Origin of the sequence: Rathayibacter sp. VKM Ac-2754 (genome assembly GCF_009807095.1) — a bacterium.
Taxonomy (GTDB): Bacteria; Actinomycetota; Actinomycetes; order Actinomycetales; family Microbacteriaceae; genus Rathayibacter.
This window is the reverse complement of sequence record NZ_WUCC01000002.1, coordinates 386536-406699: the sequence shown is the minus strand read 5'-3', so window position 1 is coordinate 406699 and position 20164 is coordinate 386536. Positions and strand designations below refer to the sequence as shown.

Genomic DNA, 20164 nt, shown 5'->3' with positions numbered 1-20164 from the left:
AAGCACCTGAGGGGCCACGCCAGCGATGACAGACAGCACGACCCCGGTCCGCCTCCCCGGTGACGGTGAGCACGCCCGCCACTCCGCCGAGCCGGGGGAGTCCCGCCGCCCGCGCCGACGCCGGGGCATCCTGCTCTTCCTCCGCGATGTGCTGATCATCGTCGTCGTCGCCGTGCTCGTCTCCTTCCTCGTGAAGACGTTCCTGATCCGCTCGTTCTACATCCCGTCGTCGTCGATGGAGCAGACGCTGATCGAGAACGACCGCATCCTCGTCAACGAGCTGGTGCCCGGAGTCGTCCCGATCTCCCGCGGGGACGTCGTCGTCTTCCGGGATCCGGGCGGCTGGCTCTCGCCGACCATCGAGCCGCAGGTCCCCGCGTTCCAGGCGGCCGTCGACTCCGCCCTCGCGATCGTCGGCCTCACGGCCCCCGACAGCAACGACCACCTCATCAAGCGCGTGATCGGCCTGCCGGGCGACCACGTCACCTGCTGCACCCCGCTCGGCCAGATCGAGATCAACGGCAACCCGATCGACGAGCCCTACGTGAAGCTCCCCGACGGCGTGCAGGCCGTCTCGGCGACGCCCTTCGACGTCACCGTGCCCGAGGGCTCGCTCTGGGTCATGGGCGACAACCGCTACAACTCCGCCGACTCCCGCTACAACACCGACAAGCCCGGTGGCGGCTTCGTGCCGATCGACAACGTCGTCGGCCGCGCCATCCTCGTCACCTGGCCCATCGAGCAGTGGGCCTGGCTCGACGACTACCCGTCCGTGTTCCAGGGCGTCGACAGCGAGGCCTCGGAGGAGAGCTCCGACGACACCGAGAGCAGCGAGGGCTAGGTGGTCGTCGCCGACCCCACCCTCACGATCGAGCGCCGGCTGTTCCGCCAGGGCTACGAGAGCGTCATCGGCTGCGACGAGGTCGGCCGCGGCGCGATCGCAGGTCCCGTCTCGGTGGGAGTCGTCTCCATCGGCCGCCGCTGCGGCAGGTTCCCGGAGGGACTGCGCGACTCCAAGCTGCTGGCCCCCGCGCGCCGCGAGGCGCTGCTCCCGGGCGTCGTGAAGTGGGTCTCGGGCTGGGCCATCGGCGAGTCCTCCGCCGACGAGATCGACGAGACCGGGATCATCGCCGGACTCGCCCGCGCCGCCTCGCGCGGCATCGAGCGCCTGGTCGACCAGGGCGTGGATCTCGCCACCGCCGTCGTGCTGCTGGACGGCAAGCACGACTGGCTGAGCCCCGCTCTCGGCCCCTGGGCGTCGGAGCTCACGATCGTGACCCGGATCAAGGCCGACCGCGACTGCGCGTCGGTCTCGGCCGCCTCCGTGCTCGCGAAGGTCGGCCGCGACGGCCAGATGGTGCGCCACCACGACGACTTCGCCGACTACGCGTGGGACAGCAACAAGGGGTACGGCAGCGCCGCGCACTGGGCGGGCCTCGAGCGCGTCGGCCCGTCCCCGCTGCACCGCGTCACCTGGCTGTCGAAGTCGCGCGAGGCCGTCGCGGCGGAGGCCGCCTCCGCACCGGCGTAGGATTGTCGGACGATGGATGAGGACGAATTCGAGGACTACGACCGCGAGGTCGAGCTGGCACTGTACCGGGAGTACCGCGACGTCGTCTCGCAGTTCTCGTACGTCGTCGAGACCGAGCGCCGGTTCTACCTGGCGAACGAGGTCGAGCTGGTCCGCCGCGACACCGAGCACGACTTCTACTTCGAGCTGACCATGCGCGACGTGTGGGTCTGGGACGTCTACCGCTCCGACCGCTTCGTGAAGTCCGTCCGCGTGCTGACCTTCAAGGACGTCAACGTCGAGGAGCTCTCCCGCAAGGAGTTCGAGCTGCCCAAGGAGCTGGCGCTCGACGAGTAGGACGACTTCGTCGCTCCTGAGCCACGGCGTGCACTATCCGGGCTGATCGAATAGCTGTCTGCTGGTCGAGTAGCCGCCGCAGGCGGCATATCGAGATCCATCTCCCTGTGAGGCCGAGCTCGTCGATGGGGTGGAGGTGATCGCGGTGTCCTCGCTCGCGGCGGTCGCGGTCTGGCGCGGAGCGGAGTGGGAGGTGCCGGTGCTTCCCGCGGAGGCGGCGGTGCCGGGGCCGCCGGTCCGGGCGGAGTCGCGGCTCGACTTCTCCGACGTGGTCGGCAATGAGGAGGCGGCGGAGGCGATGATCGCTGCGGCCGCGGGTGGGCATCACGTGTTCCTGCTCGGGCCGCCCGGCGCGGGCAAGACGATGCTCGCGTCGCGGCTGCCCGGCATCCTGCCCGACCTCGACGACGAGGCGGCGCTGGAGGCGACGTGCATGCGTTCGCTGACCGGCGAACCGACCGGCGGTGACCTCGTGCGGCGGCCGCCGTTCGAGAGCCCGCACCACTCCGCGTCGCCCGCGGCGATCGTCGGAGGCGGTAGCGGACGCATCCGGCCCGGCGCCGTCGCGCGCGCCACCAGGGGGATCCTCTTCCTCGACGAGGCGTGGAGCTGCAAAGTACACCACGCTGTCCGCTCCTGCGAGAGCTGTGTCGGAGGTCCCTGGCAGGATGCACCTATGACACCCGACCAGACTTCAGCCGCCCTCGACGCGCTGTCCGCATGGTCGACACTCGGCACTGGCCTCGTGGCAGCAGCAGCCTTCGTCGTTGCGTGGATCTTTGGAGCGCGGCAGGTGAAGGAAGCCCGCGAGGCGCGAAGACTGACCGCGGATCTTGACCGTGCTCGGTCTCAGCCGTACGTGGTCGTTTCCATGGAGCCGGTGCCGTACCTTCAAGGATTCATGGACCTCGTTATCCGTAACTACGGGCAGACGATAGCGCGCAACGTCAGCTTCGAGACGGACTCTGACCTGAAGACGAGCAACAATGGCGAGCCCGAGTTCCTCATGTTCCCGCACTTCATTCCGGCGCTCGCGCCGGGTCAGGAGTATCGGACGTTCTGGGATGCGCACCTTGAGCGCCATCAGGCAGGTCTGCCGCACCGCCACACGGGCACGATCACCTACGACGGGATCGACAACGAGAAATTGACGACCGAAGTCGTTCTGGACTGGCACGTCTACATGCACCAGAGTTGGATAACCCGCAAGGGACTGAATGAGCTAGCTGAAGCTGTAGTTGCAATTAAGAAGAACACCGACAAGTGGACCGACCCGCTTCACCACGGTCTGCGTACTTTTGGGCACGACGGCGCCCAGGCCGATGCCACCACGATGCTGACGTACAGAAAGAAGCGTGATGCTCGAAGGGCGAAAGCCGAAGAGCAGAGCACCCCTGACGAGGGCTAGTTAGACGCGGGGGTCTGATTTCGACGCTTCGAAACCATCGTCGCGATCGAGGCAAGTACGTCGCGGTTTTCGACCATCAACGGAACAGCGCTCGCTTGAGTGGATTCGCTGACGTAAGTGGTGAGGTCGAACTGGTCTTGCATGTGTACATCTATTGTCTCAAACAGAGATCCTTAAGTCTGTTGTAATTTCTACGGTTTACGATCTAGCGCGCATGCTTCTTACTAGTGGCAGGTCGACACATCCCGTGAAGACCACCGACAAAAAGGAGTGCGATCCCCATGGGGTTCCGCCAGATCAGGGTCTCGGACCTCACCGGGGCCGAAGCGACCGAGGACGAGATCGTAACGATTGTCGTCCGCAGCCACCCCGACCTCGACGAGCCGAAGCAGTTCGACGCGCTTCCGTCTGAGGTCAAGGATCTGAAGCCCGCCAGCAACTTGGTGGCGCTGGAGATCCGCAACGGCGAGACGACCGAGATGGTCGTCTCCGTGGCCGAGTTCAACAAGCTCGCTCCGAACATCAGCGCCGTCCTGGAGAACGCTGACGGCCTCAAGGGTCGTCGCAAGGGCTACAAGCCTGGCTCCTGAACGGTCCACCGACGCCCCTACTACCAGCTTGAGCGACCCGAAGGCTCGCCGGTGGTAGGGGCCCCTTCATTTAGAACGGCCAGTACTGCATCACGATCACGAGGAACGTACCGAATGCAGCCAGGCCTTGAACGACGAACGAGGTTGTAATCGAGAACTTCGTCGTTGTAGACTCGCCCTGCGAGTTTTTAATTTTTCGTGTAAACTTCAGCATGTGAAGTCCTCCTAGGGATTTTGCGTAGATATTGCAAGGTGGGTCGCAAGCGGGAACTTGCGGTCACAAAAAGGGCCGGCCGTCCGAGAGGATGGCCGGCCCTTCTGTTCGAAGAGACAAGTAGGACTCTAGCACCTATGCCCCGCTTATGGAAGGCCAATCCAAGGCGAGTTCGAGCTGAGTCTTGACTAAGTGTCGCGATTAGTTTACGTAGGCGGTGTAAAACGAGATCGCTGGATACAAATCAAGGTTGATTACGAGCTCAACGTTTTACAGTGAATAAGTTCTACAGTTAGAAAACCCCGCAGCAAAATACGCTGCGGGGCTCCCCACGATCATTTTGGTACAACTTTAAATTTCGTGATGTCTTCGTGCGCGCCTTGCACATTCAGCGCAGCGTTGTACGCAGAACGCCACGTGTCGAACGGCATGCGCATGTCGATCCACTCGTCGCTGTTCGCTCGCTGCACGTGCACCGTCAGCCGTTTCGACGGGAACATCAGATCGACGTAGTAGTCGTCAACATCTGACAGTCCGTCCTCGTTGGTGCTCATGGGTCCGGTGAGCACCATGGTTCCGCGAAGGAACGGGTTCGTGGTCGGGTGTACGGAGTGAACGACGAGCAGCCACATCGCGTGCTTGTTCCAGCTCTTGCCGTCGATCGCTGCTTCGTCGTTGATCCAGAGCGTCGCGTCCGGTGTGGCGAGATCGAGGATCTCGAACCAGCCTTCGACGAGTGCGTGGATGTCCGCTGCGCTGTTGAGGTCGACGAGGTACGGGGCGTCCGTTGCGGGCAGGACGATGGCCTTGGTCACGAGGTCTCCTAGTGATCGTGGGTGGTCAGCACGTCCGGTTGGGCGTGCAGTTCCAGCCGCATTAAGAGAGGTACGACTCGATCAACGCCACGGCCGCGTCGTAGCCGATCGCGAACTCAGCTCGGTACCCACGCGCCCGTAGTGAAGCGAGCATCGCCGCCTGCTCCTTGAGGTGCTCGTCAGCGCGCAGCGTTCCGTCTTGCTTGAAGACGACGACACCCTCGCGCTTGAGCTCGATGAAGAGGCCAGCGTGTTCACCGCGCGGCTCGACGATGTGCAGGTCTGGCCACGCCCTGCTTGACTGGAGCCTCTTGTGGAGCGACGCCTGCGCGATCGACAGCTTCAGGCCCGACGCGAAGTCGGAGCGGAAGATGACGTCCGGGTAGTGCGTGGCCAGATAGAGGCAGACGCGCTGCTGGATCACAGACTCGCTGTTGGGCAGCATCGCCCTACGCACGACGGCCGGCTCTGAGGATGGGGGAGTGGATTGGTATTGCTGTGTCCTCCTAGTTCCACGCACCTGCGAGGTATGCGCGGAACTAGGAGGTCGACGAGACGGTGGGTAGTTGCCTGGTCGACCACTGGCTGAAGCGCACGATCAGGGGGACGCCTGAAATCGCGCGCCCGTCTGGACCGTCCTGTCCCCGCCTCTCAACATGGGCGGCGACGGCGAACGAGCCAGACGGCTCAACGACTGCCTCGCGAGGTGAGGACTTGCACCTCACAGTGGGGACGGTTATCGGACGAAGGATCGCCCGTGCGGGACCTCTCGGTACTCCGCCGTCATCGGCCTAAACTTTGACCTAGCGTACTTCTCTCACGCTTGTTGCGTGCATGTCTGTCGTTGATCCGGTTGTGAAAGGTGCGAGGCGGCTGTGCTTGTTACGTTGAGCACATGAAACGTCTGCCACGATATTGACGCTCACCGCCGTTTGTCTTGCGGGACACTCTGATATTCGCATTTCTGCTTAAGTCGGTCAATGCTATTCTTCCCTTGGCTCTTGCCCGGCTCTAACGATCCGATCCGTAGCGCTGAAGACCTGGCGGACATCAACCTCGGACGGTTCACCTCCGCGTAGCCAGTGCTGCACGTAGGCGCGGCTCTCGCTCGCGTTCATCTGGTCCTCGGCACCTAGCTGATGCAACGTCAGGTACGCGGTGGACTCCGCTTGAAACTCACCGATGCCCTGGTGCATGGTTCCCGGCTCTTCTTCCTCGTCGGGAGCGTCCCCGGTGTGCCCAAGCTCAACGTGGCCGAGCTCGTGGATCTTCGTTTTGAACGGGTACGGCGCAACGGGGGAGACGGCGATGGTCCGGTCGTACGAGTAGCCCATGATGTTGCCGTTGTAGAGCGCGAACGGCTCCTCAGTGATGTCGAGTGTCTCGAGGGCTCGTGTCTCGTCCCAGTTGGGCGGCACGTACGGTGGTAGACCACCCTCGCCGGCCACCTGGGCGTAGTGGAACAGCGCTCGCACCACCTTGAATCGGCGCACCACCATCGGCTGCTCGGGCTCGGCATCGGGTGCTGGCGCGGCCTCGCCCTCTTCACCCTTCGCGGTCGCTGTAGTACTCGAAGACCTGCATTACTGTGCGTCCTCAAGCTCGCTCAGCTTGTTGATTATTGCTGAGGCGTCGGCACTGTTTCGAACCTTCTCAAGCGCGGCCAGATACCACTCCTCGTCTTTGCCCTTTCGCATGGCTAGGGTCCCGATGAGGTTGAGCTGCTTCTCCGTCGCTGGTTTGTTCGATGATGCTGCGGGTGTTCGAACGGCCGGTAGCTTTGCGTCATTGCCTGCGTCCCCGTCGTCGTCCTCACCCTCCACGGCAATGCCAAGGTTCGTGGTGAACGCGTAGCGACGGTAGTAGGTGATGACCGACCCTGCTTGCTGAGGCGTTACGCCTTCCAGCGGGATGCGAATCCTCGATTCCTCTCGCTCACCAGACTCGTGTCGGATCACGGTGCGGAGGTAGTTGAAGCCGTCCTCACCGGTGTCGATCGGCTGCGTTACTGCGAGCCTGTGCTTCGCCAAGTGCGGCTGAGCCGTCTCTTCTACTGTGGCCAGGTCGGCGTACTTGTACGTGCGTGAGCCAGCCTGACCAGTGGCGTTGCGCTTGACTACGGGCACGTCCGCTCGGAAGCCGACTAGTGCGGCGGCGAGCTTACTGCCCTCGATGCTCCCTTCTGCTGTCATTGGTGTTCTCCTTCTTCAGTTGTAAATAGTTCTTGCGAAGCTCCTTGCGCTTCTCGATCGCGAACGCACCGTTGCGTGTCATGAGGTTGCTGACGACGGTTGAGACCGAGATCTTCCTACCTAAGCGCTGTGTCTCGCTGTCTGCGAGGTCCTGCAACGCCTGGCGGAGTGCTGGTTCCCATTTGTCGCTAGCCTTGATCTGCTGGCGTCCGTGCTGCTTCTTGTATATGCGCCAGTTGTTCTGCTCTTCCATGTGTGAATATCCTTTATGCGTCCCCCTTCGGTATTTAAGTTGATGAGTTCTGGCGGATCGCTGTCGGACCTATTTGGTGTCCCGCGTCTTACCTGCTTCTCATTATGCGCTTATGTTCTAAATAGTCAATACCATTCTTCGACGAAATAGTCGGTACAGAGAAGAACTGACTCAAAGTCGCAATCCAGTCGTTAGTTGGAGCGTGTGTTTCGGCTATCGTAAAGCCTGCTTTGTACTGATGGGATCAAAGGGAAACAACCCGCGCACCTTCACAACCTGGTTCAGAACATGCTCAGAACGTGCGCAACATGTGCTCAACTGATCATGAGGGAGTTGCTACTCAAGCTATCCTTGAAGAACCGACCGACTGCACCCCACTAAGGGAATGCTTCAGTACTAACTCCCCGAGCCTGTTACGCGCTCGACAGTGGGTCTGTTTGCGTTGGCACGCTTTTCTGCTTTCTTCATGCCCCTGAGCCTACGACGCGCGGTTCTTCTGGCAGTCTGACGTTTCATGCCCTTTATTTCGTTTCGCATGTAAGCGCGGTACGCTTCTCCATTCATAAGCCCAGAAGTACGTCCGGTGAACGCTCCCAAAGTGGCCGCAAAACCGATGAGTATCACAAGAGCCGTCAGAAGATTATCGAGGATCGAGAATTCGCCAAACGCGTCCCACTGCAAGGCGGTAATAGTTGTGAGTCCGACAAACACGGGTACTGAGACCCAAGTGAGAACCTTCTCGTGGATTGGAATCAGCTCGTGGTAATCGTTGAGCCGCTTGGCCTGTGCCACGATGCGTCTTTCAAAGCGATCCTTTTGCTCGCCGTCCGGGAGATCCTTCAGCACCGCAAGCTCGTTCTTGAGGCGTCGGTTCCAACGGATCGTCGGTATCGCAATTGGTACGAGGGCGACAACGGCTGCTGTGAAGAGCGGGATCGACAGCAGGGGAAGGAACGCGTTGACCGTCTCTGCCGTTGTCATGGCACCACCGTAGGACACGCCGCATTCGCTCGCGTTCGAACATACGTTCGACTACCGTCTGACGCCATGGGATCGAACCGACGCTACGAGGACCACTACGACCGTATGACGCAGCAGCGCGTGTCGGAGGCGGCGGTCAGGCCTGAGCCCGTGTCCCTCACGCCCGCTGAGCTCGACGAAGCCAACCATCCGATCCGTCGAGGGCCGGCTGTTCCCGTGCGGGCTTGGGTGCGCTTCCAGGAGCAGCCCGTCATCACCGACGCGTTCGCGGTGGAGTGGACCGACCGAGCGGTGCACATCGAGTGGAGCATGTCGAACGGCACGAAGCTCGATGCGTGGGTGTGGGCAAATGCGGTGCGACGGGTCTGACATGTAGCGTCGAGCGCATGTACGAGCTGGAGACGCGGACCGGTCCTGTCCCCTCGGACCTCATGTGGCACTACACCGATGCGGCTGGTGCCCTTGGGATGCTCAAGAGTCGCGAGTTTTGGGCTTCGCACACTTTTCATTTGAATGACACGGAAGAGCTGCTTCAGTTTCACCGACTCATGTCTACGGCGCTTCAGCTTGAAGCTCAGAAACCTGAGAATGATGACGTCGTTATCGGGATGCTACACGCAGCCGAGTACTTGGACAACATGCCTTACCACGGCAACTGCATCGTCTCGTTCTCCTCAGACCCTGACTCCCTGAGTCAGTGGCGTGGATACACCGGTCCCGGCCAAGGCTATGCCCTCGGATTTGACCGGTCCATGTTTGAGGACATATACCAGTGGAAGCTCCGCGAGTGTATCTACGATGCTGGTACTGCCAGCGATTTGATGAATGGCATTATTAGTCGGGCTCTTGCAAGAATTCGAACTGGAGCTTACAACGAGGACCCGCACTGGCTCCGTGTGTATGACGCCATCGGAAGCGAGGTTGGATGGGAGTCTCCCGTCTTGAAGCATAAGGCGTTTGCAGAAGAGCGAGAGATCCGGCTAATTGGCTCGGTCGAGAGTGAGCGGATGGAGGTACGCAACGGTCGGCGAGGAATCATGGGATACAAGTCATTGGCTTGGCCTGTTGATGCGGACGGATTCTATCCTCTCCGAGAAGTAATTCTCGGTCCCGGAGCAACCAGTGAAACCGTGTTTGGAATCAGAATGGCGCTCGATAACGATTTGGGCTTCAAGAGGTTTGTGAAGGTATATGCCAGCGAAGCACCATATCGCACATAAATAGTATTGACTTTATGTAACGCTTGTGTTTAACTAAAGACAGTCAAATAAACAGGAAACACCAACATGACTAACCTAATAGCAATCACAGACTACCGAGCACCCAATAAGATCACGTTCGTAATAGTCAAGTAAGCACAACTAAAGTAATAAAATCCATAGTCCGGAAATTCCCGGACTATGGATAAGCAAGGAAAATTGAATATGAGCACTACCAACACACAAGAACCATCCCTACCAAAAAAGCCTCGAACCATTGCGTTGAGCGTCTCGCTCCCATGGTTCATCGTCGCCATCATGACCTTCGCCCTCGCTGGCATCATCACCGGCTGGACCCTCCGTTCACACAACGTGAGCCAGATCGAGCAAGCGGTCGCCGCAGGGTCTTTAGAGCAACGCTAGTAGAAGCCGTCTCTACCGCGCCCATCATCCAGACGGCACCAGAACCACCTGAAGCGCTCACCGAGCCCCAGCAGGCCTCAGACGAGCTCACAGCCTCTGTCTCAACAGCAGCGCCGGCCATCGACGCTGAAGCGGAGGCCAAGGCGTTCGTCTACCAGCACGAGAGCGGCAACCGTCCAGACGCGATCAACCCGTCGTCTGGTGCGTGCGGGATCGGCCAGGCCCTCCCGTGCAGCAAGCTCCCGTGTTCATTGACCGACTACGCCTGCCAGGACGACTGGTTCACGGGTTACATGCGTGAGCGCTACGGCTCATGGGTGGCTGCCGCCGCGTACTGGTCCTGCACCGGACACTGCACCAACAACTACGGCACGGTGTTCAAGGAGAACACGTGGTGGTAGGTCAGAGCCCCAGGGACCTCGACACCCTCCGCGCTGAGCTGCACGCTCGGGTCAGGGCTGCGTCGCAGGCTCGGGTGGCGTCTCGTACCAAGGCCAACGGATGCATGCACACGTGGGCCTCGTTCAAGCAGACGGTAGTGGTCGAGAACGCTCGGTTCCACGGCTCGGCTCACTTCGTGGTGCGAGGGTGCACGCGCTGCCATGCCAAGGAGCTGCTGGACTACGTCGTCGGAGGTCAACGCTAGGCTCCGGGCATGGAACTTGGGTCATGGGCAGAGTGGGTCGGTTCGACCGCCACAGCTGCCACTTTCATCGGCGGTGCCTACCTCTGGAGGCGCGATGTTGCCGAGAAGAAGAGAGCCCTCGCTGAGCGGTTCCGCGTCGTCTCTCATCTTGCACAGGATGTCGATACGGAGATTACAACCTTCGAGATTATCGCGCACAACACTGGCGACTCACCTATCTACTCTGCCTCAGTCGGCTATTTCGACGACCAGGATCAATATCGGTACGAGAGCATTGCGCCAGTTAGCCTTCCTGTGATGGATCTCGTGCTCGAGCCAGGGGAGTCCAAGATGACTTCTATTGACGAATCAATTCATCCCGAGAAGTACGACCCCGTCATCAGCTTTTCAGACGGGAACGGTCGTAGGTGGCACCGCCGTCTGAAGGATGGTTCGTACCATTCGCGACGGTGGCTAGAGGCGTGGAGAACAAAGCAGCGGCAGATGAGCTGGCTGGAGGCGAAGCTCTTCGATGTGAGGATGGAACTCCACCGACAGAGGGTTGTCGCAAACATGCGAGAGCAGAAGCGGACGGGTGAGCTGTGATTGAATGGGGAAGCGTTGCTGACTGGGTGAGCGGGGTTGGAACTCTCGCCGCATTCGGCCTCGGTCTGAAACTCTTGTTTGACGATCGGACGAGGTCGAGAAGAAGACCCGCGGATGCCTTCGCTTCGTGGACTCAAATCAACATCACGAGGCACCTGACGAACATCGGAGTTCTTGAGTGGAAGCTGACGGTCAACGTCCACAACTCCGGGACAGAACCGATTATCTGGGCGAGCGTGGCCGGACCGGAAGACATCTCAGAGACCTCCTACATTCCTGTGCACGCTCGACGCGACAGCCATCAGAATCCGTACACCGTGCGCGGGGAAGATGGCCCCATTCTCAAGGACTCGTCTCGCAGTGTTGAACTGATATACAAAGAAGAGCACGAGCTATCCGAGTTTTTTCTAGAGTTTGCCGACAGTCATGGTGTGCATTGGGTGCGTCATCTTGACACCCTGAAGTACATGCCGGAGCGCGTGCATCGCAAGACGCACCGCCATGCTTCGTCCATACCAAAGTATGATGATGTGTTATAACAAAGGCATATGGCAAGACCCACTAAACTGACGCAAAAAATGCTAGACCGCGCCGCACGCTACGCTGATCAATGCATTGCGGAGCTACCTACTCGTGAGGGTCCTGGTCTCTACCTCGACATCGATCGCACTACGCTTTACGCGTGGGCTGAGATTGACACTCCGATGGGCAAGGAGTTTTCCCACATCTTTGACCGTGTAATGCAGATCCAAGCGCACCGCCTCATCAACGGTGGCCTCTACGGCCGCTTCAACGCGACGATCACCAAGCTGATGCTCGCGAAGCACGACTACGTGGACCGCGCCGAGGTTGCCGAGAAGAGCGACCAGACGGTTACTGTCATCACACGCAGCGAGGACTAGCTCGTGGCGGTAGAGATCAAGCTCCCGCACATCTACAAGAAGCGCTACTACCAGGAGGACGCCTGGGATGCGTTCCACGGCACGGGTGCGCACAAGGGCAAGAGCTACCGCAACTTCGTCTTCAACTGGCACCGCCGTGCTGGCAAGGACATGACCAACTGGAACATGGCGATCGAGCGTACTGCCGAGCAGCCGATGACCACCAAGTACGCGTTCCCGACGAGCGACATGAGCCGCGACAACCTCTGGGAGAGCTACACCAACGACGGCCTGCGCTTCACCGACTTCGTGCCCGAGGACCTACGCGTCCGCCGGCACGCCAACGATGACGGGCTGAACGACTCGCTCAAGCGCATCGAACTGATCACAGGCGGCTCGATCCGCATCATCTCAGCGCACAAGCCGGGTCGCCTCCGCGGTGGCAACTCTAAGCTCTTCGTGCTGTCCGAGTTCCAGGCGATGGACCCCAGCGTCATCGACATCATCGAGCCGATCCTGGAGGCCAACGGCGGGATCCTCATCGTCAACATGACCAGCAACGGCGACAGCGCCGCCAAGGGCATGCTCGAGGCGTGGAAGAAGGACCCGACCGTCTACGTGTCGATCCTGCCCGTAACTGAGACGAACGTCTTCAAGCCCGAGCAGATGGAACGCATCCGTGCTGGTGCGGTGGCACGCTTCCTGGCGCGTGGTCAGAGCGAGGAGGAGGCCAATGCCTTCGTCGACCAGGAGTACTACTGCTCGTGGGACAGCCCCGTCGCTGGTGCATACTTCGGCTCAGCCATGCGGCGGGCGCAGGAGGACAAGCGCATCGCGAAGGTGCCGTACGAGGCAACGATGCCCGTGCACAACTGAGTGCCTTTTCTTGTATTAATCCGAACTCACGTCCGCTAAATAGATTTCCGGACAGTCTGTAACGGACCAGGAGCCTTGGTAGTCTTCGCCGGTGAGGTCGGCGCGGGCGTGCGCGTTGAACGTTGCTGAGCTTTCAGAATAGCAAGCCAGTGCGTAGGTTACGTCTGAAAAGAACGTCCTATCCTTAATCCGAGGAGATTCGGTGGTTGCGTCGAGTAATACATCTCGAACCGAGTCAAAGGAAATTGCGTGAGCAAACACAGCGCTATTGGTAGCTTGAGAAGTCTCATCGCTTCCAATCATTCCGATCTGCGCAGCAGTAGAATCGAGGTTATCCGAAGCCTCTTGTAGTTGTACGAGATCGGTTTCATAGTCGTTTAGGGAGTAAGCCGAGCTTCTGCTCGCCTTTTGTAGTAGCTGCCTCACGAGCGAGTCTTGCTGCTGTAGTGCGGCGCGGAAATCTGAGTATGCGAGGACCCGTTGCTCTCTGACAAACTCCTCTCGATTGCGGTCCGATTCGAGATCGCCGCTTATATAAGACTGCACGCCGCCGGCAGCGATGGCAAGAATTGCTCCAAGCGCGAGCGTTAGTCCGGACTTGAGCCAAGTAGGAGCCTGACGCGGCTGTCGTTGCATGTACTTCGGCAAGGGTGGTTTACGCTTGAAGGGCCACGGCATGGCCGCATCGTACACGAGATCTAGGCAGCTGCAATCGGATTTGTTATCCTAGAAACAACTAGGACGAGTCGCGCGGGAACAACATGGCCGACTACAACGTGTCCACACTCATCGACAAAGTAATCGCACGGGCGAAAGACTCTTCGTTCAGCCGCGACCTGGTCCGGGGCTACCTCCAGGGCACCCAGGACGAAGTGCTGGGGCGACACCGCTTCCCGCTTACCGAGGCACGCCTGGTCGAGACGCTCTACGCCGACTCCACGACCTTCGCGTACGACATCGGCCACCAAGAGATCTTGCAGGTCGTCCTGAGCAGCGTCGCTTCACCCGCGACGCACGGTCAGCCAGAGGTCGTCGAGCCGAGCGCGTTCTTCGAGCGCAACGCAGTCCCCGACACCAACGCAGCCGGCATGCCGTCGACCTACACGGACTACGCAGGCGAGCTTTACTGGGACCGTCCACTCGATCTCGACTACACGATCGGTCTTCGCTACCGCGTGGCAGCACCGCGCCTGGAAGACGACGCAGCTCCGCTCATCCCTGAGGAGTTCAGCAACGTCCTCGTCGAGGGTGGCCTTGCTGGCGTCGAGCGCCATCGCGAGAACTTCGACATCGCCTCGCTCCACGAGCGCAAGGTGGAGGACCTCGCCGAGGACATGCTCCAGCGCTACGGCCTACGCCAGTTCCGCGTCGGCAAGTCATCGCTTCGAGGCCGACGTGGTTAGGTCCCGCTTCGGGCACCGCACTCACCTCTGCCAAGGGGCAGACGAAGGCGATCAGCTTCAAGGACGGCGTCAACACTCACGAGGACAACGACGACATCTCAATCGCCGAGCTTTCCGCAGCGTTCGACGCTCGGTTCGTCAAGATCGGTCGCCACCATACCCGCCGCGGGCTCGGCCACTACACAGTGCCCATAGGAGAGGCACAGAACGCGTCCGTCTCATCGACCGCTTCAGCATCCATCCTGACGGTTCCCGGCTCGCAGGCGATCTCTCAGAAGCTCACAAGCACCGAAAACGATCAGATCACCCGCGCGGACGTACGCATGCGCTCGACGCGGGCCACCCGGGGCACCGTGCTGGTGAAGATCTGTGACGACTCCGCTGGCGTCCAAGGGGCTGTACTCGCACGCAGCTCGATTCAGGCTGCTGACGTGTCCAGTCCATGGACGCAGAGGACGGTGCGCTTCGACTCAACACCGGATGTCTCTAGCGGCACCATCCTCTGGAACACCGTGAGTGGTCAGTCTTCGTCTGTCGGGGAGTACCAGGTCAGCGCGACCGGTTCGGCCCCAACTAGCCCCTAACACGACTAAGGCGCTTCGTAGCCGCCTGGCGACCGGCTAGCGGAGCCGGGCGGCGGGCGTCTAGTTGTCCTCCCCACGGACCCTCCGGTGGAACTCTCCACAGGTTGGAGGGTGTCCCCTCCTCAGTACTCCTCCGTTGCGGGACGGTTCGTGCGGGAGGTTCTGCATGGACAAGGACGAGTTGGGGCGGCGTGGCGAGGAGATCGCGGCGGAGCACTTGAAGGCGCACGGGTTCGAGATCCTGGATCGCAACTGGCGGGTTCGGGAGGGTGAGCTCGACATCGTGGCGCGTGAGGGTGCGGCGCTGGTGGTGGTCGAGGTGAAGACGCGGTCCTCGAGCCGATTCGGGTTGCCGGTCGAGGCGATCACGCGGGCGAAGGCGCAGAGGCTGCGGCGGCTGGCGTACGCGTGGGCGCACGAGCATCACGAGCGGTCGCGGCACCTGCGGATCGACGCCGTGGGAATCATCGCGCCCGAGGGTGTGCCGACGCAGGTGCGTCATCTGCGTGCGGTGGCGTGATGGGCATCGGGAGGACGTCGTCGGTCGGGCTCGTGGGCTTCACGGGCGCGGTGGTCGGGGTGGAGGCGCACTCGGCCGACGGGACGCCGGGGATGGTGATCATCGGGCTGCCGGATGCGGCGCTGTCGCAGGCGAAGGAGCGGGTGCGGTCGGCGGCGATCAACTCCGGTTCAGTGATCTCGGAGTACAAGATCACCGTGAACCTGTCGCCGGCGGCGATGCCGAAGCACGGGTCGGCGTTCGATCTCGCGATCGGGCTCGCGGCGCTGGCGGCGCTGGGGGAGGTGAACGCGGAGTCGGTCGCGTCGGTCGTGCACATGGGCGAGCTGGGTCTCGACGGCCGGCTGCGGTCGGTGCCGGGGGTGCTGCCCGCGGTGCTCGCGGCGGCGCGCGAGGGGCGGCGACGGGTGATGGTCCCCTCCGACGACCGGCTCGAGGCCGAGCTCGTCGACGGCGTGGAGGTGATCGCGGTGTCCTCGCTCGCGGCGGCCGCGGTCTGGCACGGCGCGGAGTGGGAGGTGCCGGTGTTGCCCGAAGAGGCGTCAGTATCGGCGCCGCCGATCCGGGCTGAGTCGCGGCTCGACTTCTCCGATGTGATCGGCAACGAGGAGGCGGCGGAGGCGATGATCGCCGCGGCGGCGGGCGGTCACCACGTGTTCCTGCTCGGGCCGCCCGGCGCGGGCAAGACGATGCTCGCGTCACGGCTGCCCGGCATCCTGCCCGACCTCGACGACGAGGCGGCGCTGGAGGCGACGTGCATGCGCTCGCTGACCGGCGAACCGACCGGCGGGGACCTCGTTCGGCGGCCGCCGTTCGAGAGCCCGCACCACTCCGCGTCGCCCGCGGCGATCGTGGGAGGCGGCAGCGGACGCATCCGTCCGGGCGCCGTCGCGCGCGCCACCAGGGGCATCCTCTTCCTCGACGAGGCTCCGGAGTTCTCGGCGGTGGCGCTCGATGCGCTCCGTCAGCCGCTCGAGTCCGGGGTCATCCGCATCCACCGCGCGAACGCCGTCGCGGAGTTCCCGGCCCGGGTGCAGCTCGTGCTCGCGGCGAACCCGTGCCCCTGCGGGCGGCACGGCATCCCGGGGGAGACCTGCACCTGCGCTCCCGCGCTGCGTCGTCGGTACCTCGCCCGGCTGAGCGGTCCGCTGCTCGACCGGGTCGACATCCGGCTCACGGTCCGGAGGATCGGAGCCGCCCAGCTGGCGGCCCGTCGCGACGAGCCCGGCCTCACGACCGCCGAGGCGCGAGCCCGCGTCGTCGCGGCCCGCGGTCGCGCCGCCGAGCGGCTGCGCAGGACGCCCTGGTCGACCAACGCCGAGGTCGCCGGCAGCTGGCTCCGCTCGGGCGAGCACCGCCCGTCCGCCTCCGAGTCGCGCGTGCTCGACCGCGCACTCGAGCGAGGGCTCGTGACGATGCGCGGCTACGACCGCGTCCTCCGCCTGGGCTGGACGCTCGCCGACCTCGACGACGTCGATCGACCGACGGCGTCGCACCTCGGCCGGGCCCTGGTGCTGCGGGGAGGTGCGGCGTGATGCGCACCACCGAGCTCTTCGACCGGACCGAGATCCGCGCGGTCCGTCCGCTGCTCACTGAGGGATCCGAGGTGGATCCGATCGTGGCGCTGGCCCGTGCCGCCTGGAGCTCGCTCGCCGAGCCGGGAGACGCGGTCGCCGCGACGCTGATCGACGGCATCGGGGCTGCCGCGGCCCTCGCCCACGTGATCACCACATCGTCCGCCGCCGACATCCTGGCGACGAGCGAGGAGCCGCCACTCGAGCTGAGTGCACTCTCCGCTGGTCTCGGACGGTGGCGGCCCCGCGTGGACCGCGCGCTCCTCCGCCGACGACTCGAGATCGCCCACCGGCTCGATGCGCACCTGCTGGTGCCGGGTTCCAGTGGATGGCCTGAGGCACTGGACGACCTCGGTCCCCATGCACCGCTCGTCCTCTGGATTCGCGGCGACTCCGCCGCCCTCGTGACGCCCCGCCGGCTCGCACTCGTCGGAGCGAGGGCTGCGACCGGCTACGGCGAGCACGTCGCCGCCGAGCTCGCCGCGGGAACCGCCGACCGCGGGGTGCTCGTCGTCTCGGGCGGCGCCTTCGGGATCGATGCGGTCGCGCACCGCGCCGCCCTGGGAACGGGCGGCCATACTGTCGCGTTCCTCGCAGGCGGCGCCGATCGCCTCTATCCGACCGCCCACTCCGATCTGCTGCACCGCATCATCGCGACACCGGGCAGCGCCGTCGTGACGGAGGTGCCGCCCGGCACCACACCTACGAGATGGCGATTCCTCCAGCGCAACAGGCTGATCGCGGCGTCGACGGCCGCGACGGTGGTCGTCGAGGCCGGCGCTCGCTCCGGTTCGCTGAACACCGCGGGGCACGCGGCCGCGCTCGGTCGCCCCCTGGGAACGGTTCCCGGACCGGTCACGAGTGCGTCGTCCGCGGGCTGTCACCGTCTCCTCCGCGAGTACGCGGCGACGTGCGTGACCTCGACGGCCGACGTCCTCGAACTGCTGGGCGTGCGAGACCAGGGCGTCGAAGCGGCAGAACCCTCGGGGCCCGGGACACGGCTGATGGACGCCCTGCGCGGGCGAGGTGCGCACGACACCGAGTCGGTCGCGCGCGAGGCGGGCTGCTCGGTGGCCGACGCGCTCTCCGTGCTCGGGGCGCTCCTCGCCGACGGCTTCGTCGAGCGCGGCGACGACGGAGGGTGGCGGGCAGTGCCGCGGTGAGTGGAGGCGCGTCGGTCGGGCGTGCTCGTGGTCCGTGCACCGTGCGCCCCGCCGGCCGTGTCGGTCGTCCGCCCTACGCTGAAGACGCATCGGCGAAGGGGAGCGGCATGGGCGACGAGAGTGCACGGACGGCGAGGCCGCAGCTCGGTCACTTCAGGGCGGCCGACCGCGTCATCGCACACCTCAGCGACACGCACTTCCTCGCGGAGGGTGCACCTCTGTACGGGCGGGTCGACACCGTCGCCCGCCTGGCGCAGGCCGTCGAGCGGCTGGAGGAGCGCGGGGGAGCCCTCGACGCGATCGTCGTGACCGGCGATGTCGCCGACCGCGGGGAGGAGGACGCGTACCGCCGCGTCCGTACCGCCCTCGACCCGCTGGGCGACCGCTTCGATTGCCCGATCGTCTGGGTGATGGGCAACCACGACGAGCGCCGCGCCTTCCGCCGCATCCTGCTCGAGGAGCGCGACAGCGCAGTCGACGCCCCGATCGACCAGGTCGTCGACCTCGGCGGGCTCCGGCTCATCGCGCTCGACAGCGCCGTCCCCGGCTTCCACCACGGCGAGCTCACCGACGCCCAGCTCGAGAGGCTCGCCGACGAGCTCGCGACCCCGGCTCCGCTCGGTACGATCCTCGCCCTGCACCACCCGCCGCTGCCGACTCCGCTCGGCGCGATGACCGTGCTCGAGCTCCGCGGGATGGACCGCCTCGAGGAGGTGATCCGCGGCACCGACGTCCGCGCGATCCTCGGCGGGCACCTGCACTACCCGACGGCCGCGACCTTCGCCGGTATCCCCGTCTTCGTGGCCGGCGCGACCAGCTACACGATGGATCTCAGCGCTCCGGAGCGCGAGCTCCGCGGGATCGACGGCGCCCAGAGCTTCTCGCTGGTCCACGTCCACCCCGAGACGATCGCGACCTCCCTCGTCCCGACCGCGACGGCTCCGATCGCGACCCGCTTCGGCACCGACCTGATCGAGAAGCTCGAGGCGCTCGACGAGCAGGGCCGCATCGACCTCTGGTCGCGGATGCCCGATGCCTGACGATTCGCTCGCCGCGGCGGTCGACGACTTCCTCCGCTACGTGCTCGACGAGCGCTCGCTCTCACCCGCCACTGCGAAGGGCTATCGCGGCGACCTCACCACGCTCGTCGAGTTCGCGAGGACCAGGAACGCCGACCGCCTGCAGCAGCTCGACCTCGAGCTGCTGCGCGACTGGCTGTGGCACGAGTCGCAGACCGGAGTGGCGAGGGCAACGCTCGCCCGACGCACGGCCGCGGTCCGCTCCTTCTCCTCCTGGGTGCTCCGCTCCGAGCGCCTCGCCACCGACGTCGCGGCACGGCTGCGCACACCGAAGGGTGGGCGGTCGCTGCCGCGGGTGCTCACGCAGCCGCAGACCGAGCAGGTCATCGACATCGTCGCGTCGCAGGGGGCTACCGACGACCCGATCGCGATCCGCGATCTGGCGATCATCGAGCTGCTGTACGCCTCCGCGATCCGGGTCTCGGAGCTGGTCGCCATCGACGTCGCCGACCTCGACCTGAGCAGGCTCACCGTGCTCGTCACCGGAAAGGGCTCGAAGCAGCGCGTCGTCCCCTTCGGAGTGCCCGCGAAGGAGGCGCTCGTCGCCTACCTCGAGAACGCCCGCCCCACCCTCGCCACCGCGGGGGCCGAGCGCACCGATGCCCTCCTCCTCGGACGACGCGGCGCCCGCCTGACGCCGCGCACCGTCTACGGAGTCGTCTCCCGGCTCCTGGACGGCGGCCAGGGCTCCGGGCCCTCCGGCCCGCACACCCTCCGGCACACCGCCGCCACCCACCTCCTCGACGGCGGCGCCGACCTCCGTGCCGTGCAGGAGATGCTCGGTCACGCCAGCCTCGGCACCACGCAGATCTACACGCACGTCTCGACCGAGCGCATCCGCGAGGCCTACCGGCTCGCGCACCCGCGCGCCTGACGCGAGGTCGTCCATCGGCAGCAGCACCGCCCTCGGA

General features: G+C 63.8%; 26 protein-coding genes. 19 read left to right on the top strand and 7 right to left on the bottom strand.

Annotated elements, in window-relative coordinates; translation table 11 throughout:
- Positions 1-25 precede the first annotated feature (25 nt).
- The 5 genes from lepB to GRS92_RS05210 all read left to right on the top strand — a co-directional run bounded on the left by lepB (position 26) and on the right by GRS92_RS05210 (position 3865).
- Entirely contained in the window at positions 26-841 is an 816-nt protein-coding gene (lepB, locus tag GRS92_RS05230; protein ID WP_159853951.1) for a signal peptidase I, read from the top strand.
- Positions 842-1531, top strand: coding sequence for a ribonuclease HII (locus GRS92_RS05225; protein WP_159853949.1), 690 nt, complete (start codon positions 842-844; stop codon positions 1529-1531).
- 12 nt (positions 1532-1543) lie between these two features.
- Positions 1544-1867 carry a DUF2469 family protein gene (locus tag GRS92_RS05220; RefSeq protein ID WP_056044100.1) on the top strand — a complete coding sequence of 108 codons (324 nt, stop codon included), beginning with the start codon at positions 1544-1546 and terminating at the stop codon, positions 1865-1867.
- Positions 1868-2012: 145 nt separating this feature from the next.
- Positions 2013-3275, top strand: coding sequence for an ATP-binding protein (locus GRS92_RS19210; RefSeq protein ID WP_235021821.1), 1263 nt, complete (start codon positions 2013-2015; stop codon positions 3273-3275).
- 281 nt (positions 3276-3556) lie between these two features.
- A complete protein-coding gene (locus tag GRS92_RS05210) occupies positions 3557-3865 on the top strand; it encodes a hypothetical protein (RefSeq protein WP_159853945.1) in 309 nt (102 codons plus the stop codon).
- Between the two features lie 549 nt (positions 3866-4414).
- Here the strand turns inward: GRS92_RS05210 and GRS92_RS05205 are convergent.
- From GRS92_RS05205 to GRS92_RS05180, 6 genes are all read right to left on the bottom strand, one after another.
- Positions 4415-4894, bottom strand: coding sequence for a DUF3846 domain-containing protein (locus tag GRS92_RS05205; RefSeq protein WP_159853943.1), 480 nt, complete (start codon positions 4892-4894; stop codon positions 4415-4417).
- A gap of 61 nt (positions 4895-4955) precedes the next feature.
- On the bottom strand, positions 4956-5339 hold the full coding sequence (locus GRS92_RS05200) for a hypothetical protein (RefSeq protein ID WP_159853941.1): 384 nt from the start codon (positions 5337-5339) through the stop codon (positions 4956-4958).
- 538 nt (positions 5340-5877) lie between these two features.
- Complete coding sequence (locus tag GRS92_RS05195; protein WP_159853939.1) at positions 5878-6393, bottom strand: hypothetical protein; 516 nt, start codon at positions 6391-6393, stop codon at positions 5878-5880.
- A gap of 84 nt (positions 6394-6477) precedes the next feature.
- The gene (locus tag GRS92_RS05190; protein ID WP_159853937.1) at positions 6478-7086 is read right to left on the bottom strand and encodes an ERF family protein; all 609 of its coding nucleotides are present in this window, start codon (positions 7084-7086) and stop codon (positions 6478-6480) included.
- Positions 7055-7339, bottom strand: coding sequence for a hypothetical protein (locus tag GRS92_RS05185; protein ID WP_159853935.1), 285 nt, complete (start codon positions 7337-7339; stop codon positions 7055-7057). Before GRS92_RS05185 ends, GRS92_RS05190 begins: the two co-directional genes overlap by 32 nt.
- 396 nt (positions 7340-7735) lie before the next feature.
- A complete protein-coding gene (locus tag GRS92_RS05180) occupies positions 7736-8320 on the bottom strand; it encodes a hypothetical protein (RefSeq protein ID WP_159853933.1) in 585 nt (194 codons plus the stop codon).
- Positions 8321-8386: 66 nt separating this feature from the next.
- Here GRS92_RS05180 and GRS92_RS05175 point away from each other — a divergent pair, with 66 nt between their 5' ends.
- The 8 genes from GRS92_RS05175 (at position 8387) to GRS92_RS05140 (ending at position 12930) form a co-directional block, all read left to right on the top strand.
- Positions 8387-8689, top strand: a complete 303-nt coding sequence (locus tag GRS92_RS05175) for a hypothetical protein (protein ID WP_159853931.1) — start codon at positions 8387-8389, stop codon at positions 8687-8689.
- Positions 8690-8706: 17 nt separating this feature from the next.
- Complete coding sequence (locus GRS92_RS05170) at positions 8707-9540, top strand: DUF2971 domain-containing protein (protein ID WP_159853929.1); 834 nt, start codon at positions 8707-8709, stop codon at positions 9538-9540.
- Positions 9541-9744: 204 nt separating this feature from the next.
- Positions 9745-9942, top strand: coding sequence for a hypothetical protein (locus GRS92_RS05165; RefSeq protein ID WP_159853927.1), 198 nt, complete (start codon positions 9745-9747; stop codon positions 9940-9942).
- Between the two features lie 251 nt (positions 9943-10193).
- Positions 10194-10343: a hypothetical protein gene (locus GRS92_RS05160; RefSeq protein ID WP_159853925.1), complete on the top strand. Its 150-nt coding sequence runs from the start codon at positions 10194-10196 to the stop codon at positions 10341-10343.
- Positions 10344-10597: 254 nt separating this feature from the next.
- Positions 10598-11173 (top strand): hypothetical protein, encoded by a 576-nt coding sequence (locus GRS92_RS05155; protein ID WP_159853923.1) that lies wholly within the window; start codon positions 10598-10600, stop codon positions 11171-11173.
- On the top strand, positions 11170-11712 hold the full coding sequence (locus tag GRS92_RS05150; protein ID WP_159853921.1) for a hypothetical protein: 543 nt from the start codon (positions 11170-11172) through the stop codon (positions 11710-11712). The genes GRS92_RS05155 and GRS92_RS05150 overlap by 4 nt, the downstream gene beginning before the upstream one ends.
- Positions 11713-11721: 9 nt before the next feature.
- Positions 11722-12075 (top strand): terminase small subunit, encoded by a 354-nt coding sequence (locus tag GRS92_RS05145; protein ID WP_159853919.1) that lies wholly within the window; start codon positions 11722-11724, stop codon positions 12073-12075.
- Positions 12076-12078: 3 nt separating this feature from the next.
- Entirely contained in the window at positions 12079-12930 is an 852-nt protein-coding gene (locus GRS92_RS05140) for a hypothetical protein (protein WP_159853917.1), read from the top strand.
- A 15-nt stretch (positions 12931-12945) separates the two neighbouring features.
- Here GRS92_RS05140 and GRS92_RS05135 read toward each other — a convergent pair whose 3' ends face one another.
- On the bottom strand, positions 12946-13608 hold the full coding sequence (locus tag GRS92_RS05135; RefSeq protein ID WP_159853915.1) for a hypothetical protein: 663 nt from the start codon (positions 13606-13608) through the stop codon (positions 12946-12948).
- An 83-nt stretch (positions 13609-13691) separates the two neighbouring features.
- Here GRS92_RS05135 and GRS92_RS05130 point away from each other — a divergent pair, with 83 nt between their 5' ends.
- From GRS92_RS05130 to GRS92_RS05105, 6 genes are all read left to right on the top strand, one after another.
- Positions 13692-14333 carry a phage adaptor protein gene (locus GRS92_RS05130; protein WP_159853913.1) on the top strand — a complete coding sequence of 214 codons (642 nt, stop codon included), beginning with the start codon at positions 13692-13694 and terminating at the stop codon, positions 14331-14333.
- 750 nt (positions 14334-15083) lie between these two features.
- Positions 15084-15437, top strand: a complete 354-nt coding sequence (locus GRS92_RS05125; RefSeq protein WP_159853911.1) for a YraN family protein — start codon at positions 15084-15086, stop codon at positions 15435-15437.
- Positions 15437-16972, top strand: a complete 1536-nt coding sequence (locus tag GRS92_RS05120) for a YifB family Mg chelatase-like AAA ATPase (protein ID WP_159853909.1) — start codon at positions 15437-15439, stop codon at positions 16970-16972. The genes GRS92_RS05125 and GRS92_RS05120 overlap by 1 nt, the downstream gene beginning before the upstream one ends.
- Positions 16972-18174 (top strand): DNA-processing protein DprA, encoded by a 1203-nt coding sequence (gene dprA / locus GRS92_RS05115; RefSeq protein WP_159853906.1) that lies wholly within the window; start codon positions 16972-16974, stop codon positions 18172-18174. Before GRS92_RS05120 ends, dprA begins: the two co-directional genes overlap by 1 nt.
- A 107-nt stretch (positions 18175-18281) precedes the next feature.
- A complete protein-coding gene (locus tag GRS92_RS05110; RefSeq protein WP_159853904.1) occupies positions 18282-19214 on the top strand; it encodes a phosphodiesterase in 933 nt (310 codons plus the stop codon).
- A complete protein-coding gene (locus GRS92_RS05105; protein ID WP_159853902.1) occupies positions 19207-20127 on the top strand; it encodes a tyrosine recombinase XerC in 921 nt (306 codons plus the stop codon). Before GRS92_RS05110 ends, GRS92_RS05105 begins: the two co-directional genes overlap by 8 nt.
- Positions 20128-20164: the final 37 nt, after the last annotated feature.

What these genes read in the sequence shown, in the direction of transcription:
- lepB (WP_159853951.1), top strand. Translation starts at nt 26, where the DNA reads ATGACAGACAGCACGACCCCGGTCCGCCTCCCCGGTGACGGTGAGCAC.
- GRS92_RS05220 (WP_056044100.1), top strand. Translation starts at nt 1,544, where the DNA reads ATGGATGAGGACGAATTCGAGGACTACGACCGCGAGGTCGAGCTGGCA.
- GRS92_RS05210 (WP_159853945.1), top strand. Translation starts at nt 3,557, where the DNA reads ATGGGGTTCCGCCAGATCAGGGTCTCGGACCTCACCGGGGCCGAAGCG.
- GRS92_RS05200 (WP_159853941.1), bottom strand. Translation starts at nt 5,339, where the DNA reads ATGCTGCCCAACAGCGAGTCTGTGATCCAGCAGCGCGTCTGCCTCTAT.
- GRS92_RS05195 (WP_159853939.1), bottom strand. Translation starts at nt 6,393, where the DNA reads ATGGTGGTGCGCCGATTCAAGGTGGTGCGAGCGCTGTTCCACTACGCC.
- GRS92_RS05190 (WP_159853937.1), bottom strand. Translation starts at nt 7,086, where the DNA reads ATGACAGCAGAAGGGAGCATCGAGGGCAGTAAGCTCGCCGCCGCACTA.
- GRS92_RS05185 (WP_159853935.1), bottom strand. Translation starts at nt 7,339, where the DNA reads ATGGAAGAGCAGAACAACTGGCGCATATACAAGAAGCAGCACGGACGC.
- GRS92_RS05180 (WP_159853933.1), bottom strand. Translation starts at nt 8,320, where the DNA reads ATGACAACGGCAGAGACGGTCAACGCGTTCCTTCCCCTGCTGTCGATC.
- GRS92_RS05175 (WP_159853931.1), top strand. Translation starts at nt 8,387, where the DNA reads ATGGGATCGAACCGACGCTACGAGGACCACTACGACCGTATGACGCAG.
- GRS92_RS05170 (WP_159853929.1), top strand. Translation starts at nt 8,707, where the DNA reads ATGTACGAGCTGGAGACGCGGACCGGTCCTGTCCCCTCGGACCTCATG.
- GRS92_RS05165 (WP_159853927.1), top strand. Translation starts at nt 9,745, where the DNA reads ATGAGCACTACCAACACACAAGAACCATCCCTACCAAAAAAGCCTCGA.
- GRS92_RS05155 (WP_159853923.1), top strand. Translation starts at nt 10,598, where the DNA reads ATGGAACTTGGGTCATGGGCAGAGTGGGTCGGTTCGACCGCCACAGCT.
- GRS92_RS05145 (WP_159853919.1), top strand. Translation starts at nt 11,722, where the DNA reads ATGGCAAGACCCACTAAACTGACGCAAAAAATGCTAGACCGCGCCGCA.
- GRS92_RS05135 (WP_159853915.1), bottom strand. Translation starts at nt 13,608, where the DNA reads ATGCCGTGGCCCTTCAAGCGTAAACCACCCTTGCCGAAGTACATGCAA.
- GRS92_RS05130 (WP_159853913.1), top strand. Translation starts at nt 13,692, where the DNA reads ATGGCCGACTACAACGTGTCCACACTCATCGACAAAGTAATCGCACGG.
- GRS92_RS05125 (WP_159853911.1), top strand. Translation starts at nt 15,084, where the DNA reads ATGGACAAGGACGAGTTGGGGCGGCGTGGCGAGGAGATCGCGGCGGAG.
- GRS92_RS05120 (WP_159853909.1), top strand. Translation starts at nt 15,437, where the DNA reads ATGGGCATCGGGAGGACGTCGTCGGTCGGGCTCGTGGGCTTCACGGGC.
- dprA (WP_159853906.1), top strand. Translation starts at nt 16,972, where the DNA reads ATGCGCACCACCGAGCTCTTCGACCGGACCGAGATCCGCGCGGTCCGT.
- GRS92_RS05110 (WP_159853904.1), top strand. Translation starts at nt 18,282, where the DNA reads ATGGGCGACGAGAGTGCACGGACGGCGAGGCCGCAGCTCGGTCACTTC.
- GRS92_RS05105 (WP_159853902.1), top strand. Translation starts at nt 19,207, where the DNA reads ATGCCTGACGATTCGCTCGCCGCGGCGGTCGACGACTTCCTCCGCTAC.